At 73.8% G+C, this 16,225-nt stretch carries 14 protein-coding genes; 3 read left to right on the top strand and 11 right to left on the bottom strand.

Annotated features, from left to right (window positions below; genetic code table 11):
• Positions 1 to 4: 4 nt before the first annotated feature.
• The 6 genes from BLU42_RS06130 to BLU42_RS06155 all read right to left on the bottom strand — a co-directional run bounded on the left by BLU42_RS06130 (position 5) and on the right by BLU42_RS06155 (position 6,894).
• Complete coding sequence (locus BLU42_RS06130; RefSeq protein ID WP_091073699.1) at positions 5 to 1,381, bottom strand: sulfate adenylyltransferase subunit 1; 1,377 nt, start codon at positions 1,379 to 1,381, stop codon at positions 5 to 7.
• Positions 1,381 to 2,301: a sulfate adenylyltransferase subunit CysD gene (cysD, locus tag BLU42_RS06135; protein ID WP_091073700.1), complete on the bottom strand. Its 921-nt coding sequence runs from the start codon at positions 2,299 to 2,301 to the stop codon at positions 1,381 to 1,383. The genes BLU42_RS06130 and cysD overlap by 1 nt, the downstream gene beginning before the upstream one ends.
• Complete coding sequence (gene cysC, locus BLU42_RS06140; RefSeq protein WP_231918470.1) at positions 2,298 to 2,837, bottom strand: adenylyl-sulfate kinase; 540 nt, start codon at positions 2,835 to 2,837, stop codon at positions 2,298 to 2,300. Before cysC ends, cysD begins: the two co-directional genes overlap by 4 nt.
• Positions 2,838 to 2,950: 113 nt before the next feature.
• On the bottom strand, positions 2,951 to 3,640 hold the full coding sequence (locus tag BLU42_RS06145; protein WP_091073702.1) for a phosphoadenylyl-sulfate reductase: 690 nt from the start codon (positions 3,638 to 3,640) through the stop codon (positions 2,951 to 2,953).
• Positions 3,641 to 3,848: 208 nt separating this feature from the next.
• A complete protein-coding gene (locus BLU42_RS06150; RefSeq protein WP_091073703.1) occupies positions 3,849 to 5,582 on the bottom strand; it encodes a nitrite/sulfite reductase in 1,734 nt (577 codons plus the stop codon).
• Positions 5,583 to 5,901: 319 nt separating this feature from the next.
• The gene (locus tag BLU42_RS06155; protein WP_091073704.1) at positions 5,902 to 6,894 is read right to left on the bottom strand and encodes a YihY/virulence factor BrkB family protein; all 993 of its coding nucleotides are present in this window, start codon (positions 6,892 to 6,894) and stop codon (positions 5,902 to 5,904) included.
• A gap of 376 nt (positions 6,895 to 7,270) precedes the next feature.
• Between BLU42_RS06155 and BLU42_RS06160 the strand changes: the two genes are divergently transcribed.
• Together BLU42_RS06160 and BLU42_RS06165 are read left to right on the top strand one after the other, a co-directional pair.
• Positions 7,271 to 7,972, top strand: coding sequence for a YdcF family protein (locus tag BLU42_RS06160; protein WP_197680637.1), 702 nt, complete (start codon positions 7,271 to 7,273; stop codon positions 7,970 to 7,972).
• 85 nt (positions 7,973 to 8,057) lie between these two features.
• Complete coding sequence (locus BLU42_RS06165) at positions 8,058 to 9,341, top strand: MFS transporter (RefSeq protein WP_231918471.1); 1,284 nt, start codon at positions 8,058 to 8,060, stop codon at positions 9,339 to 9,341.
• Between the two features lie 232 nt (positions 9,342 to 9,573).
• Here the strand turns inward: BLU42_RS06165 and BLU42_RS06170 are convergent, their stop codons facing one another.
• On the bottom strand, positions 9,574 to 10,707 hold the full coding sequence (locus BLU42_RS06170; RefSeq protein WP_197680638.1) for a glycosyltransferase family 9 protein: 1,134 nt from the start codon (positions 10,705 to 10,707) through the stop codon (positions 9,574 to 9,576).
• Positions 10,708 to 10,757: 50 nt separating this feature from the next.
• The gene (locus BLU42_RS06175) at positions 10,758 to 11,681 is read right to left on the bottom strand and encodes a DMT family transporter (RefSeq protein WP_091073705.1); all 924 of its coding nucleotides are present in this window, start codon (positions 11,679 to 11,681) and stop codon (positions 10,758 to 10,760) included.
• Between the two features lie 60 nt (positions 11,682 to 11,741).
• On the opposite strand from BLU42_RS06175, the gene BLU42_RS06180 reads away from it, so the two are divergent.
• The gene (locus tag BLU42_RS06180; RefSeq protein WP_091073706.1) at positions 11,742 to 12,341 is read left to right on the top strand and encodes an HhH-GPD-type base excision DNA repair protein; all 600 of its coding nucleotides are present in this window, start codon (positions 11,742 to 11,744) and stop codon (positions 12,339 to 12,341) included.
• A gap of 3 nt (positions 12,342 to 12,344) precedes the next feature.
• Here the strand turns inward: BLU42_RS06180 and BLU42_RS06185 are convergent, their stop codons facing one another.
• The 3 genes from BLU42_RS06185 to BLU42_RS06195 form a co-directional block, all read right to left on the bottom strand.
• Positions 12,345 to 13,589, bottom strand: coding sequence for an MFS transporter (locus BLU42_RS06185; protein ID WP_157719847.1), 1,245 nt, complete (start codon positions 13,587 to 13,589; stop codon positions 12,345 to 12,347).
• A gap of 126 nt (positions 13,590 to 13,715) precedes the next feature.
• A complete protein-coding gene (locus tag BLU42_RS06190) occupies positions 13,716 to 14,330 on the bottom strand; it encodes a hypothetical protein (protein WP_091073708.1) in 615 nt (204 codons plus the stop codon).
• Positions 14,331 to 14,444: 114 nt separating this feature from the next.
• Positions 14,445 to 16,199 (bottom strand): CapA family protein, encoded by a 1,755-nt coding sequence (locus BLU42_RS06195; protein WP_091073709.1) that lies wholly within the window; start codon positions 16,197 to 16,199, stop codon positions 14,445 to 14,447.
• Between the last annotated feature and the right edge of the window lie 26 nt (positions 16,200 to 16,225).

Here is a 16,225-nt window from a genome sequence, read left to right on the forward strand (position 1 = left end):
CGGGTCACCGTTCCTGAGCGTCGACGTCGAGGGTGTGCAGGCTCGTGGGCCCGGCCATGCCGGCCCCGAGCGTCCAGCCGTCCGCCTCGTCGACGAGGACGAACGAGCCGGTGCCCCGGTGCTCCTTGTAGGGATCGACCGGGAGCGGCGCGGCCAGCGAGAGCCGGACGCGGCCGATGTCGTTGAGGCCGAGGGCCTCGGCGGTGTGCCAGGTCGGGTAGGACCCGGACTCGAAGTCGAGGTCGAGCACGCCGTCGATCACCTTGACGACGGCCTTGGTCACCGACGTGCCGTGCTGCACCAGCACGCGGCTGCCGCGCCGCAGCGTCCGGTCGCTCAGCCAGCACACGGTGCCGCTGAGCTCGCGGGTCGGCGCCGGCGGGGCCGACGCCGAGGCCAGGACCGCGCCGCGCGAGACGTCGAGGTCGCGGTCGAGGCGCAGCACCACGGACTGGCCGGCGACCGCGAGGTCCAGCGGGCCGTCCGGGGTGTCGACGCCCTCGACGACGGCGTGGCCGCCGCCCGGGAGCACGACCACCTCCTCGCCGACGGTGACGCGCCCGGAGACGACCTTGCCCGCGTAGCCGCGGTAGTCGCCGTCGACCGTGGGTGCCTGCGCGGCCCACGGCGCGAGCACGGCCGACTGGGGGCGCACGACCTGCTGCACCGGGAAGCGGAAGTCCTCGCCCACCTCGAGCGAGGTGTCGTCGACGCCCTCGAGGTAGCCGAGCACCGTCGGGCCGTCGTACCAGGGCATCTGCGCCGAGCGGGTCACGACGTTGTCGCCCTCGAGCGCCGAGACCGGGATCGCGTGGCTGTCGGCCACGCCGAGGCTCCGCGCCAGCAGCGCGAAGTCGGTGGCGATGGCGTCGAAGACCTCCTGGGAGTAGTCCGCGAGGTCGATCTTGTTCACCGCGAGCACCACGTGGGGCACCCGCAGCAGCGCGGCCACGGCGAGGTGGCGACGGGTCTGCTCGACCACGCCCTTGCGGGCGTCGACGAGCAGCACGATGACGTGCGCGGTCGAGGCGCCCGTGACCGTGTTGCGCGTGTACTGCACGTGCCCGGGGCAGTCGGCGAGCACGAACTTGCGTCCGGCCGTCGCGAAGTAGCGGTAGGCCACGTCGATCGTGATGCCCTGCTCGCGCTCGGCGCGCAGTCCGTCGGTGAGCAGCGCGAGGTCGGCGCGGTCGAGCCCCTTGCGCCGGCTGGCCGTCTCGATCGAGTCGAGGGTGTCGGTGAGCACCGAGTTCGTGTCGAAGAGCAGGCGCCCGACGAGGGTCGACTTGCCGTCGTCCACCGAGCCCGCGGTGGCGAGCCGGAGCAGCGTCCGGCGTCCCTGCAGCGACGCCTCGCGCTCGGCCTGGAGCGTGGGTGTCATCAGAAGTAGCCCTCTCGCTTGCGGTCTTCCATGGCGGCCTCGGAGAGCCGGTCGTCGGCGCGGGTGGCGCCGCGCTCGGTGAGCGAGCTCAGCCCCACCTCGGTGATCACGTCGGCGACCGTGGTGGCGCTCGAGAGCACCGCCGCGGTGCAGGACATGTCGCCGACCGTGCGGTAGCGCACCGAGCGGACGGCGGTCTCCTCGCCCTTCTTCACGGGCGTGACCGGCGTGATCGCCACCCACATCCCGTCGCGCAGCGCGACCTCGCGCTCGTGGGCGTAGTAGATCGAGGGCAGCGCGATCTTCTCGGCCTCGATGTAGTCCCAGACGTCGAGCTCGGTCCAGTTCGACAGCGGGAAGACGCGGACGTGCTCCCCGGGCAGGTGACGGCCGTTGTAGAGCGACCAGAGCTCGGGGCGCTGGTTGCGCGGGTCCCACTGGCCGAACTCGTCGCGCAGGCTGAAGATGCGCTCCTTGGCCCGGGCGCGTTCCTCGTCGCGCCGGCCGCCGCCGAACACGGCGTCGTGCTGGCCGTCGGTGATCGCGTCGAGCAGCGGGACGGTCTGCAGCGGGTTGCGCTGGCCGTCGGGGCGCTCGCGCAGCCGGCCGTCGTCGATGTAGTCCTGCACCGAGGCGACCTTGACCGTCGCGCCGTAGAACTCGCCGGCCTCGTCGCGGTAGGTCAGCACCTCGGGGAAGTTGTGCCCGGTGTCGACGTGCAGCAGCTCGAAGGGCACCGGGGCCGGCCAGAAGGCCTTCGCCGCCAGGTGCAGCATCACGACGGAGTCCTTGCCGCCGGAGAAGAGCATCACCGGGCGGCGGAAGGTGGCCGCCACCTCCCGGAAGATGTGGATCGACTCCGACTCCAGCGCCTGCAGCTCGCTGAGCGGGCGCAGGGCGCGGCTGTTGACGGGGCTCACGCGAGGGTCCTCTCGAGGGGACGGTCGAGGGTCTGGCCGAGCAGCGCGTACGCCCGCTCGACCGAGGTGTCGAGGTCGAGCACGGCGGTGTCGAGCTCGAGCTCGGCGGTGGCGGGCTGCTCGTACGGGTCGTCGACGCCGGTCATGCCGGTGATCTCCCCGCGGCGGGCGCGGGCGTAGAGACCCTTGACGTCGCGCTGCTCGGCGACCTCGAGGGAGGTGGAGACGAAGACCTCGGCGAAGCCGACGCCGTGCTGCGCGTGGTCGTCGCGCACGGTCTGGCGGGCGTCGGCGTACGGGGCGATGACGGGCACGAGCACGACGGTCCCGTGGGAGGCGAGCAGGCGGGCGACCCAGCCGATCCGGCGTACGTTGACGTCGCGGTCGGCCCGGGTGAAGCCGAGCCCCGCCGACAGGTGCGGACGCACCTCGTCGCCGTCGAGCACCTCGACGTCGACGCCCTCGGCGCGCAGCCGGTCGGCCAGCGCGTGGGAGACGGTGGACTTGCCCGCGCTGGGCAGACCGGTGAACCACAAGGTCGCGCCCTGCAGTGTGGGGGGACGACCCCCCACGCCCCCCGGTGGGAATTGCTCGCTGGCGCTCGCAGAACCCGGACCGGTGGTCACCTCAGGGGTGCTCGAGTCTCTCCTCATAGGTGGATCCCGCACTCGGACTTGCCCAGCCCGGCCCAGCGCCCGGCGCGGGCGTCGGGACCGGTGGCGCGGACGGTGCACGGCTCGCAGCCGATGGACGGGTAGCCGTCCTCGAGGAGCGGGTTGACCATCAGCGAGTTCTCCTCGATGTAGGCCTCGACGTCCTCGTCGGTCCAGCGGGCGATGGGGGAGACCTTGACCAGGCGGCGCTTCGGGTCCCACGCCACGACGGGCGTGCTGGCCCGGGCGGCGGAGTCCGCGCGGCGCACGCCCGAGGCCCACGCCGCGTACGGCTGCAGCGCGCGGCCGAGCGGTGCGACCTTGCGCATGCCGCAGCAGGCGTCGGGGTCGGTCCGGAACAGGTCCTTGCCGTAGCGGGCGTCCTGCTCGGCGACGCTGAGCTCGGGGGTGACGCTCACGAGGTTGACGTCGTGGACGAGCTTGACGGCGTCACGGGTGCCGATCGTCTCGACGAAGTGGTAGCCGGTGTCGAGGAAGACGACGTCGATGCCCGGCGCCACGCGCTCGGCCAGGCTGATCATCACCGTGTCGGCCAACGAGGAGGTGACGACGAGCCCGCTGCCGAACTCGTCGTGCGCCCACGTCATGATCTCGAGCGCCGTGGCGTCCTCGAGCTCGCGGCTGGCCTGCGCGGCCAGGTCGGACAGATCCAGCAGGGTGCTCATGCGTTACCTCCGTGACCAGGGGCTCCACGTCCAGCAGAGAGCCCCTTGAACGTCACGGCGAACGCGCGCTGGCAGGAGCGGCATTCCCAGCCGCCGCCCTCGAGCGGGAAGAGCGTCTCCTCCGAGCAGTACGGGCAGTAGTTGATCGACTGCCGCTCGGCGCGCGGGGCGTGCCCGGTGGGAGAGGTCTCGGTGTCCTGCGGGGTGCTCACGCCAGCACCGACTCGTCGGCCCGCGCCACCCACTGCGCGAACCGCTCGCCCTCCTGGCGCTCGGCGGTGAAGCTCTTGGCCAGGCGCTCGACGTAGTCGGGCAGCTCGGCCGCGGTGACCTTGTGGCCGCGGAGCTTGCGCCCGAAGCCGGCGTCCATGCCCAGCCCGCCGCCGAGGTGCACCTGGAAGCCCTCGACCGGGTCGCCCGCCGGCCCGGGGACCAGCTGGCCCTTGAGGCCGATGTCCGCGGTCTGGATGCGGGCGCACGAGTTCGGGCAGCCGTTGAGGTGCACGGTGATGGGGGACTCCATCGCGCCGAGGCGGCTCTCGAGCTCGTCGACGAGCCGGGCGGCCTGCGCCTTGGTCTCGACGATGGCCAGCTTGCAGAACTCGATGCCCGTGCAGGCCATCACGGAGCGGCGCCAGGCGTCGGGACGCGCGGACAGGTCCAGCGCCTCGGCGCCGGCGACGAGCGAGTCGACCTGGTCGGGCGCGACGTCGAGCACGAGGATCTTCTGCATCGGCGTGGTGCGCAGGCGGTACGAGCCGTGCGCCTCGGCCAGGTCGGCCAGGGCGAGGAGCCGCTGCCCGTCGACGCGGCCGGCCTTGGCGGCCAGCCCGACGAATAAGTTGCCGTCCTTCTGCTCGTTGACGCCGACGTGGTCGCCCGGGCGCTCCGGCGTGGCGGGCGCGGGCCCGTCGAGCATCGGGCGGTGCAGGTACTCGTTCTCGAGCACCTCGCGGAACTTCTCGGGGCCCCAGTCGGCGACGAGGAACTTGATGCGGGCACGGGTGCGCAGGCGGCGGTAGCCGTAGTCGCGGAAGACGCCGCAGACGCCGGCCCAGACCTCGGCGACCTCCTCGCGCGGCACCCAGGCGCCGAGGCGCTGGGCGAGCATCGGGTTGGTCGACAGCCCGCCGCCGACCCAGACGTCGAAGCCGGGGCCGTGCTCGGGGTGCTCCACGCCGACGAAGGCGATGTCGTTGATCTCGGGGACCACGTCCTGCAGCGGGTGGCCGGTGATCGCGGTCTTGAACTTGCGGGGCAGGTTCGCGTACTGCGGGTCGCCGACGAAGCGGTCGCGGATCTCGCGGATGGCCGGCGTCGGGTCGATGATCTCGTCGGCGGCGATGCCGGCCACGGGCGAGCCGAGCACGACGCGGGGGCAGTCGCCGCAGGCCTCGGTGGTGTCCAGGCCGACGGCCTCGAGGCGACGCCAGATCTCGGGCACGTCCTCGACACGGATCCAGTGCAGCTGGACGTTCTGGCGGTCGGTGATGTCTGCGGTGCCGCGGGCGAAGTCGACCGAGATCTGGCCGATGACGCGCAGCTGCTCGCTGGTCAGCGCCCCGCCGTCGATGCGGACGCGGAGCATGAAGTACTCGTCGTCGAGCTCGTGCGGCTCGAGCGTGGCGGTCTTGCCGCCGTCGATCCCGGGCTTGCGCTGGGTGTAGAGGCCGTACCAGCGGAAGCGCCCGCGCAGGTCGCCCGGGTCGATCGACGCGAAGCCGCCGTGCGCGTAGATGTTCTCGATGCGGGCGCGCACGTTGAGCGGGTTGTCGTCCTTCTTGGACTGCTCGTTGGGGTTCAGCGGCTCGCGGTAGCCGAGCGCCCACTGTCCCTCGCCGCGGGGCTTGCGGGTGCGCGGCGTACGCGGTGCGGCGGCAGCCGGGCGCGCCGGGCGGGCGGGCGCGTCGACGGTGCTGGTGGCTTCGGGCTCGACGTTCATCGGATCCTTCGTGAGGCAGCCCGCGACGTCGTGCGGCGACGTGGGGGAGGGGGTTCGGGTGAGGTCGATCCGGGCGTCAGTGCCCGGGCGTCCACGCCCGACACATCATCGAGCCGGTCCGGAGAAGGTCCACGACCCGACGCTGGGTCAGCCTCGTGCGCCGCCGTATAGGCGCGGTCGCAGCAGCGGCCGGGAGCTCCCGGCGACGGCTGGACCTCCCTGCGGCGCGCACCATCACACGATCCGGCGCGCGCCGCCGCCGATCAAATCGAAATCTCACTCCGTGGGACTCGTGTCCGCATCTTGGTACGGACCGAGGTCAGGACTCTGGGTCTCGGCCGTGCGCCGGGTCGGGGACCGACGGCTCGGCCGGCTGGGTCCCGGGGTCGCGGTCCTCCTCGGTGTGGTCGATGCCGCTCAGCCGGGGCCAGACGTCGTCGACCGCCGCGTTGAAGGCGGCGCCGACGAGGACGGCGAGCGACATGACGTAGAGCCAGATGAGCACCGCGATCGGGGCGGCCAGCGGGCCGTAGATCGTGGTCGACCCCGCGGAGGCGTTGAGCACGAGCCGGAGCAGCACGCTGCCGAGGACCCAGATGAGCAGCGACAGCCCGGCGCCGGGCAGCCCGCTGCGCCAGCGGCTGCGCAGCGGGATCGAGCGGTTGTAGACCCCCGCCAGGAAGAGCCCGCTGGCGAGCAGCACGACGGGCCAGTAGAGCCCGCCCAGGAACTCCAGCCGGGCGGGCAGGACCCGGTTGACCAGGCCGGGCCCGGCGAGCACGAGCGGCACCAGGACGACGCCGATCAGCATCAGCGCGAGGTAGAAGACGAAGGAGAGGAGGCGCTGCTGCACGATGCCGCGCCGACCGGCGAGGCCGTACATGATCGTGATCGTGTCGACGAAGACGTTGACCGCGCGCGAGCCCGACCAGAGGGCGACCAGGAAGCCGATCGACACCACGGCAGCGCTGCCCTGCGAGAGCACCGAGTCCAGCGTCGGGGCGAGGATGCCGTCGACGATGTCGGTGGTGAGGACGCGGCCGGCGACGGTCAGGACCTGGCGCTGGAAGCTGGCGACCTCGCCGACGTCGAACGCGCCGGCCACGAAGCCGATCAGGCCGGCGAGCCCGAAGATCAGCGGCGGCAGCGAGAGCACCGTGAAGTACGCGGCCTCGGCGGCCAGCCCCAGCACCCGGTAGCGGAAGCAGGCGAGCAGGGTCTCCTTCGCCGCCCGCCCACCCTTGGAGCGGGCGAGCCGGGTGCGCAGCCCGAGCGGCGCGGGACGGGCGGTCGACCCCCGGCTCTCGCTCACGGACCCAGGCTACGGGCGCCGGGCCCGCGACCGGCGACGCGCGCGCGGGTGCCACTACCGTGACGCCGGTGACGAGCGTCGTCGTGGGGGCCGTGCTCGGCGTGCTCTACGTGGTCTCCCGCAACCGCGACCGCCGGCTGCTGCGCAACGGGGTGCTCCTCGTGGGGGCCGCGTGGTTCCTGGTCACGGGCGTGCTCGGGCTGCTCGCCCCCGTCGTCCCCGGGCTCGGGCTCCTGGTGCTGCTGCTGGTGGCGCTCGCGCCCGCGGCCGTCCTCGTGCTCGCCGGCTTCGCGGTCGTCAACGGGGTGCAGGTGATCCGGGCCGAGGGCCTTCCCTGGCCACCTCGCTCTCGCTGCTCGCCGGGGTCGCGCTGCTGGTGCTGCCGGTCGTCGGTCTGCTCCTCGTGCTCGCCCGAGACCCGTGGTCGCTCGGGGCCGCCGCCGTCCTGTTCTTCCTCTGCAGCTACGCGGGCGTGGTCTTCGTCGCCTTCCTCGTCTACTCCGTCGTGTACAGCCGCACGGACTTCCAGGGGCGCCCGGCCGCGCTCGTGGTGCTCGGCTCGCGCGTCATCGACGGCCGCGTGCCGCCGCTCCTGGCCAGCCGCCTCGACCGCGCGCTCGAGCTCTACCGCGCCCAGGGCGCCACCGGACCCGCCCCGCTGCTGATCCCGACCGGCGGCAAGGGCGACGACGAGACGCGCTCGGAGGGCGCGGCGATGGCGGAGTACCTCGTGGCGCACGGCGCGGACCCCGGCGACGTGCGGCCCGAGGTCCAGGCGCGCAACACCCGCGAGAACCTCGTGCTGTCGGCCGCGGTGCAGGCGGAGGCCGGGCGAGCAGGGCCCGCGCTGGCCGTGACGAACAACTACCACGTGCTGCGTACGGCCGTCCTCGCCCGGGAGCTCGGCAGCGACACCCAGGTCGTCGGGGCCCCGACCGCGCGCTACTACGTGCCCAGCGCGTTCCTGCGCGAGTTCGTGGCGGTCGTGGTCGAGCACAAGCGGCTGCACCTGCTGCTCGTCCTGCCCTTCGTGGCGCTGACCGTCGTCGGCATCACGGCGGTCTCCCTCGGTGCCTGACCCGGGGCCCTCACCGACCCGTTCATAGGCGGCGTAAGTTCCGGGACGGACCCGGAGAGGTGCCGGGCCGGATTGGAGCCGCACCGTGAGCGCCGTCGCCGCACCCGCCCGCGTCCCCCTCACTCCGGACCAGCGCAGCTCGTTCCTGGCCGCGTTCCTGGGCTGGACGATGGACGCCTTCGACTACTTCATCGTGGTGCTCGTCTACGCCGACATCGCGCGCGAGTTCGGGGTCTCGCTGCCCAAGATGGCGTTCATCACGACCGTGACGCTGCTGATGCGACCGGTGGGTGCACTGATCTTCGGGCTGTGGGCCGACCGGGTGGGGCGTCGCGTCCCGCTGATCGTCGACGTCTGCTTCTACAGCGCGGTCGGCTTCGCGTGCGCCTTCGCCCCGAACTTCACCGTGCTGATCGTCCTGCGCCTGCTGTACGGGATCGGGATGGGCGGCGAGTGGGGCCTCGGGGCGGCGCTGGCCATGGAGAAGATCCCGGCTGCGCGGCGAGGCTTCTTCTCCGGCCTGCTGCAGGAGGGCTACTCGACCGGTTACCTGCTCGCCGCCGCGGTCTACCTCGTGCTCCACCAGGCCTTCGGGCTGGGCTGGCGCTACCTCTTCGCCTTCTCGATCCTGCCCGCGCTGATCAGCCTGATCGTGCGCAGCCGTGTCAAGGAGTCCGAGGTCTGGGAGACCACCCGGGAGCGCAAGGTCTCCAGCCAGGTCTCGGCCGCGGCGGTGTTCAAGAACCCGACCGTCATCCGCCGCTTCGTCTTCCTCATCGTGCTGATGACCGCCTTCAACTGGATGAGCCACGGCACCCAGGACGTCTACCCGACGTTCCTCAAGGCGACCGAGGACGGCGGCGCGGCGCTGTCGTCGGACACGGCGCTGGTCATCGCGATCGTCTACAACGTGGGTGCGATCATCGGCGGGCTCGTGTTCGGCGGCCTCTCGGAGCGGTTCGGCCGGCGCCGGATCATCGTCTTCTGCGCCGTCCTGGGCCTGCCGGTGGTGCCGATCTTCGCGTACTCCCACACCGCCGGGATGCTCGTGCTCGGCTCGTTCCTGATGCAGCTCTTCGTGCAGGGCGCCTGGGGCGTCATCCCCGCGCACCTCACCGAGCTGTCGCCCGACGAGGTCCGCGGCTTCTACCCCGGCGTCACCTACCAGCTCGGCAACTGCCTCGCCGCCTTCAACCTGCCGATCCAGGAGGCCCTGGCCGCGAACCACGGCTACCCCTTCGCGCTGGCCGTGACGATCGTCCCGGTGCTGGTCGCCGTCGCCCTCCTCACCGCCCTCGGCCCCGAGAACCGCGGCGTCGTCTTCGGCTCGAAGGAGAGCTCCGGCGTGCTGCAGGGGAGCGCCCGCTGACCCCGGACGCCCGCGGGGCGCCCCGTGAGGTCGGCGAAGGGCCGCAGGACGCCCCTGAGCCTGTCGAAGGCCCGCAGGACGCCCCCTGAGCTGTCGAAGGGCCTCGAAGAGGTGGGCGCCTTCTGGCCTGCGGACGCCGACCCGTTCTCGGGCCCTTCGACAGGCTCAGGGAGCGTGACGGGGCCCTTCGACAGGCTCAGGGGGCGTGATCGGGCGCCACGACCAGGGAACGTCAGGCCCGGGCTCGCCCGGCCTCGCGAACCTGCGCCCAGAGCTCGCGCGTCGCGTCGAGCACGTCGGACTCGGGCACGTCGTGGGTGGCGCTGGCGTGGTGGCCGCACCAGCCGTCGAGCACGCGCATGCCGCACACCTCGCAGCCGCCGTGCCAGGAGACGAGCACGCGGTGCCACGTGCGGGTCAGCGGCGCGACGTCGGCGAGGTTGGCGTAGGTGAAGACGCCGACCGTCGGCGTTCCGACCGCGCCCGCGAGGTGGCGCGGGCCGGAGTCGTTGCCGATCATGAGGTCGGCGCGGGCGAGGAGCCCGACGAGGCCGCCGAGGGTCAGCCCGCCGACCACCGTCTCGACCTCACCGTCGAAGCCCTCGGCCACGCGCGCCACCCGCTCGGCGTCCCCGGGGCCGCCGACCACGACGACGCGGGCGTCGTCGTCGGCCAGCGCCCGGGCCACCCGGCCGAGCCGGTCCTCGGGATAGCAGCGGCGCGCGTCGGTGGCGCCGGGGTGCACGACGACGAGCGGGTGGTCGTCGCGCGGGACGACCGACGCGGACGCCTCGACGTCGGCCGCGGTGACCGCGAGCCGGGGCTCCAGGCGCGTGCCCCAGGCGCCGGCGGCCGCGACGACCTCGAGCCAGCGCACGGTGTCGTGCTGGAAGGACGTGTACGGGACCCAGCGGTCGGTGCGCGGAGCGCCGGGGGCGGTCGCGCCGACGCTGACCCGGGCGCCGAGCCGGAGCAGCAGCGGGTTGGAGTTGCCACCGCCCCCGTGCAGCTGGACCGCCAGGTCGTAGCCGTACGCGCGCTGCTCCGCGCACCACGCCTCGAGCTCCTCGGGGGTCGCGTCGGGCACGTCGGACTTGACCCGTACGCCGCTGACCAGCGGCAGGCGGACGACGCGGTCGACCGGCGAGGGGCGGTCGGCCAGCAGCGCGGCGTGGTGGGCAGCGCCGAGGAGGGTGATCTCGGCGTCGGGGTAGGCCTCGCGCAGCGCGCTCAGGGCCGGTTCGGAGACCACGTAGTCGCCGATCCCGTTCGCCCGCAGCACCGCGATCCGGCGTACGCCGGGCACCACTCCGCCCGGCTGGGCGGGCAGGTCGAGGGCGGGTCCGGCGGGCGGGGTCTCGGGCACGGAGACAGCCTTACCCGGCGCGGGCAGGGCATACGCGTCGGCCGGCGGCGTCACGACGGGGAGGGGGCGGCATCGGGGTCCGCGGCCGGCGACGTCGCTCCGGGGAGCCGGCGCAGGACCAGCAGCACCCCGACCGCGGTGATCGCCAGACCGACGAGCCCGAGCAGCGTGACGGGCTCGCCGAACATCACGAACACCCACAGCATCGTCGTCGGCGGGGTCAGGTAGAGCAGGGTGCTCACCACGGTCGCGCCGCGGGTGCGGGTCAGGTAGGTGTACATCCCGTAACCGCCGAGGCTGGTCAGCACGATCAGCCAGAGCACGGCGACCCAGAAGCCGCCGTTCGCCGGCGGAGCCGCCTGGCCGGTCAGCGCGGCCGCACCCATCAGCGCGACGGCGGTGACGACGGCCTGCATGGTGACGCTCTGCATCAGCGACTCCGGCGGCCGCAGCCGCCGCGTCAGGACGGTCCCGCTGGCGAGGCAGAGCATCCCGGCGGTGGGGAGGAGGTAGGCGTACGCGGGCGCGGTGGAGGCGGCGACGTCGCCCGAGACCACGACGGCGACCCCGGCCAGCCCGACCGCCATGCCGATCCAGGTCTGCGGCGTCGACCGCTCGCCGAGGAGCCGGCCCGCCACGGTGGCTACCAGCAGGGGTTGCAAGGCGGCGATCAGGGCCGCCGTGCCGCCGTGCACCCCGTGGGCGACGCCCTCGAAGACCAGCAGGAGGTAGGCGACCTGGCACAGCAGCGCGAGCAGGCCTTGCCGCGCCCAGGCCCGCCAACCCGGCAGCGGCATCCGGCGGACGGCGGCCACCACGAGCAGCGCGGCGGCCAGCAGCGCAAACCGCCACCCGAGCAGCGCCAGCGGAGAGCCCCCGGCGCGCACGCCCAGCTCGGCCCCCACGAAGCCCGAGCTCCACAGGACGACGAGGGCGGCGCCAGCCAGGACACCGCCGCGCCGTCCGAGGTCCACAGCCGCTGTCTACCGGACGCCAAGGCCCCTCGTCGTCGATGACCACGGCAGGATGGCCGGATGAGCGCGCAGGAGCGGCGTCGGGCGCCGCAGGAGCTGTGGATCACCGGCGACCCCGAGGCCGACCACCTGCTGACCACCAGCGGCAACGCGCTGCTCGTCGGCATGGTGCTCGACCAGCAGATCCCGATGGAGAAGGCGTTCGCCGGGCCGCAGGTGATCGCCACGCGGATGGGCGGGACGTTCGACGTGCCGGCGATCGCCGCCCTCGAGGTCGACGACTTCGTCGCCCTGTGCGCCGAGAAGCCGGCCGTGCACCGCTTCCCGGGCTCCATGGGCAAGCGCGTCCACGAGGTCGCCCTGCGTCTCGTCGAGGAGCACGACGGGGACGCGGTGCACCTCTGGGCGGCGGTCGAGGACGGGCCGGCGCTCAAGCGGAGCATCGCCGCGCTGCCCGGCTTCGGCGACCAGAAGGCGTCGATCATGGTCGCCCTGCTCGGCAAGCGGTGGGGCGTGCGGCCCGGCGGCTGGCGCGAGGCCGCCGGGGCGTACGGCAACGAGGGCGAGTTCCGCTCGGTCGCCGACGTGGTCGACGCCGAGTCCCTGCAGAAGGTGCGCGCCTTCAAGAAGCAGGCGAAGGCCGCCGCGAAGGCCGGCTGAGCCCTACGCCGCCTGCAGCTCCTCGTCGGGCTCTGCGGCCGGCTGGGTGCGGCTGACCGGACGCCCGCCGAGGTGGCGGTGGACCTGCCACGCCGCGCCGACGGCGACCGCGCTGATCAGCACGTGGAGGGCGACGAAGCCGACGCCCTTCCCGCCACCCCAGCCGCCGCTCAGGGCCACGCCGGCGATCAGCGGACCCAGCGCGGAGACGCCGGTCTGCAGCCCGGTGAAGAGCCCGAGGGTCGCGCCGACGTGGCCCTGCGGGGCCAGCCCGGCGACCAGCGGGTTGAGGACGGGGCCGTACATCGTCTCGCCGAGGGCGAAGACGCCGAAGGTGCTCACGAGCACGACCGCCGCCAGGCCCGGGAACGACGCGACGGCGCCGAGACCGACCCAGCAGGCGAGCCAGATCGCGCCGACGGCCATCAGCAGCGGCGCGGCCGGACGGTTCGCCGTCCAGCGGACCACCGCGAGCTGCAGGGCGATGAGGACGAAGCAGTTCACCGCGGCGGCGAGCCCGACGGTGCGCGCGGGCACGTCCAGGACGGTCAGCGCGTACGCGGGCAGGCCGGTGTCGAACTGCGCGTAGAAGGCGAGCGCGAGGGCGACGGTCAGCACCGCGGTCCAGCGCAGCGCCGGGGCGGCGAGCACGAGGCGCAGGGCCTGCGCCGCCTGACCCCGCCCGCGGGGGACGTCGGCGGCGGTCGCGCCCGCGGCCGGCGTGCGCGGGACGAGCGCCATCATGCCGGCGGCGACCAGGTAGCCCGCGGCCGCGGCGCCGAACCCGACGTCGAGCCCGTCCGGACGCGCGAGGTCGACCAGGTAGCCGGCGACGAAGGCGCCGATCCCCATGCCGAGCGCCTGCCCGGCGGCCAGCCACGCGAAGATCGTGCGGCGGTCGGTGCTGGCGCTGGTCTGCAGCAGCAGGACCGACTGCGCCGGCCCGCCCGCGGCCATGGCGAAGCCGAACGCGGTCATGCCGACGGCGTACGCGGTCGGGGTGTCGGCGAGCATCAGCGAACCCGCCGCGAGGGCCGCCGCGACCTTGGTGACGACGGCGACGAGCGCGGGGGACCAGCGGTCGGCCAGGCGGCCGCCGACCGGACCGGCCACGAGCGCGGCGACGGAGAAGAGGCTCGCCGCGACCGCGGCCACCGCCCCGCCCCACCCGCGGGTGTCGGCGGCGTACGCGTACTGGTACGGCAGCACCGTGCCCCACCCCAGCATCGCGACCGCGGAGGCCCCCACGACCCACCGACTGCCACGCCCCACGCCCTGCCCCACGACCTGCACCGTCCACGCTCCTCGATCTGACAACCGAGGTTTCGCAACGAAGACTTCGATGTGGAAATTCCAGGTCGTTCCCGAGGAGTTTCAGGACAGGCGCGAACGCACCCGCCCGATGCGGTCCAGCACGGTCTTGCGGTCGCCGTGCGCCCGCTCGTACGCCTCGACGCGGTCCAGCGAGCCGGCGTCGTCGAGCCGCCCGACCGCCTTGACGGCCTCCTTGGCGTCGAGGTCGGCGTAGCCGTCGACGCCGGGGTCGTCGTGGGCCCGCGCATGGGCGCCGGCCTTCTTGGCGGCGTCGGTGTTGGCGACGAACTGCTCGCCCTGCGCGCTGCCCTCGGCCTTCTTGGCGTCGGACGCCCTCTTCTCGTCCTCGCTGAGCTCGTCCCACGCATCCTTGGGCAGGTAGCGCTTGGAGGCGCCGCCCTTCTCCCGCGCGGAGCCGGTGGTCGCGGCGCCGCCGTCAGAGGTCTGCCAGTCCTCCTGGCTCCACTGCGACAGGTGCTGCTGCGTCTCGTCCTTCTCGCCGAGGTAGCCGCCGCCCTCGCGCTCAAACGCGGCCTTGAGCAGCTGCGCCTTGCGCGCGCTCCACTGACCGGGCTTGCCGCCCTTGTCGTCGGCCTGGACCTCGTCCTTGAGCCGCGCACGCAGGTCGGGGTCGGTGTACTTGTCCGCCCAGCTCTTCGGTGGCTTCGTCGCCATGGGTCTCTCCTCCAGTCGGGGTCGCCGAGGAAGCCGAACGCGCGCTCGGCGGCGGCCCAGCGCACGAGCGACTCCCCGGTGCCGCTCGTGCGGGCAGCCTAGGGACGCGCCGGCTCAGCCGGTGAAGAAGTGCTGGTAGTCGGGGTCGGCCCAGGTGCCGCCCCACGACCAGCCGACCTTCGCGAAGGCCCGCACGACCACGTCGCCGTCGGCGACCACGCCCGGCGGCAGGTCCTCGCTGCCGGCGCGGTCGACCTCGAGGAAGCGCCGGCCCGCCTCGGGCGCGACGTCGCCCGGGGTGACGTACGGGTTCTGCACGGGGTTGACGTCGACCGCCGCCCCGTACGCGTGGCGGGAGTAGCCCGAGGAGCCGGCGACCGTGCGGCAGTTGTAGGCCGACGAGTTGTTGGCGGCCATCGAGCGGTCGTCGTCGCCGCCGTAGTCGTCGACGAGCTGCATCCGCTCGATCGGAAAGCGCTCCCGGTAGAGCTCGCCGAAGGCCACCACCAGGTCGCGTGCGTGGTCGCGGTGCACGACGAGCTGGCCGGTCCTCGCCCGGCCGTCGAAGCCGAGGTGGGTGAGCTCGAGGAGCCGGAGGTCGGCCAGCTCGACGGGGCAGCGCTCGGAGCGGTGGCTCGCCTCGCGCATCCGCGTCCGCACCGCCGCCGGCAGGGTCCTGATCGAGGACGCGTACGCGGGCAGCGCGGTGCTGGCGCCGTCACCGGAGCCCTCCGCCTCGGCCACGGAACCAGGGCCCGGGGCGAGGCCGGTGCAGCCGCGCAGGTCCTCCCAGTCCTCGACCGCACGGTCGCGGGCGCCGCCGCCGAGCGGTCGCGGCGGCCCGCCGTCCTCCCCGATCTCGCCGGGCACCCACTCCTCGCCGACCACACCGCCGTCGGCGACCTCGAGGCGCAGCACGCCGGTGTCGGACTGGTTGCCGTGGTACCAGAGGAAGTTGCCGAGGCCGTAGGCGACGTAGGTGCTGCCGAGCATGCCGGCGCCCTGCGGCTGGTGCGCGTGCGAGCCGACCACGACGTCCGCACCCGCGTCGGCCAGGTCCTGGGCGAGGGAGAGCTGGCCGTCGGTCGGGCAGGCGGTGTTCTCCGCGCCCCAGTGCAGGTAGACCGCGACGACGTCGTTCTCCCGGTCGGCGTCCCGGACGGCCGAGACGAGCCGGGAGCCGGCACGGACGACGCCCGGGCCGCCCTTCGCCACGTCCCAGATCGAGGAGCGGCTCTCCAGGGGCGAGGCGTCGGCCGCGAGCACGGCCACCCGCGTCCCGTCGACGGTCGTCTCGTACGGGCGGAGGGCCTGCGTGATGTCGGCCCCGACCCCGAGGACCGCCACGTCGGCGCCGCGGGCGGCGCGCAGCGTGTCGCGCAGGCCGGCCGCGCCGAAGTCGGCGCCGTGGTTGTTGGCCATCGACACGGCGTCCACGCCGGAGCGCTCCAGGAGGTCGAGGGCCGCGGGCGGGCTGCGGAACCAGTAGCGCTGCGCCGGGTCCTCGAGCTCCTTGCGGGCGCGCGAGCCGCCGGTCGTCAGCGCGCTCTCAAGGTTGACCACGGCCACGTCGGCCGAGCGCAGGGCACCCGACATGCGCCCGAGCGTCGAGCCGGGCTCGTCGAGGAGGTCGGCGACGTCGCCCTCGAAGTGCACGTCACCGGCGAAGGCCAGCGTCACCGGGCTGAGCCGCGCGGCCGGCCCCGGATCGGGACCCGGGTCGGGCCCAGGGGGCGCCCCGCTCGTCGACCCGGTCGGTCCGGGTGGTGCGGGCTCGTCGCGCTCGGCGTCCGGCGTGCACCCCGTGAGGGCGACCACCACGGCCAGGGCGGGCAGCAGCCCGGGTCTCGTCCTGCCAGCTCGTCGCACGTCGACCTCCCGCAGACACTCTGCGC

The organism is Microlunatus sagamiharensis (assembly GCF_900105785.1).
Lineage (GTDB): Bacteria > Actinomycetota > Actinomycetes > Propionibacteriales > Propionibacteriaceae > Microlunatus > Microlunatus sagamiharensis.

What these genes read in the sequence shown, in the direction of transcription:
- BLU42_RS06145 (WP_091073702.1), bottom strand. Translation starts at nt 3,640, where the DNA reads ATGAGCACCCTGCTGGATCTGTCCGACCTGGCCGCGCAGGCCAGCCGC.
- BLU42_RS06130 (WP_091073699.1), bottom strand. Translation starts at nt 1,381, where the DNA reads ATGACACCCACGCTCCAGGCCGAGCGCGAGGCGTCGCTGCAGGGACGC.
- BLU42_RS06180 (WP_091073706.1), top strand. Translation starts at nt 11,742, where the DNA reads ATGAGCGCGCAGGAGCGGCGTCGGGCGCCGCAGGAGCTGTGGATCACC.
- BLU42_RS06190 (WP_091073708.1), bottom strand. Translation starts at nt 14,330, where the DNA reads ATGGCGACGAAGCCACCGAAGAGCTGGGCGGACAAGTACACCGACCCC.
- BLU42_RS06150 (WP_091073703.1), bottom strand. Translation starts at nt 5,582, where the DNA reads ATGAACGTCGAGCCCGAAGCCACCAGCACCGTCGACGCGCCCGCCCGC.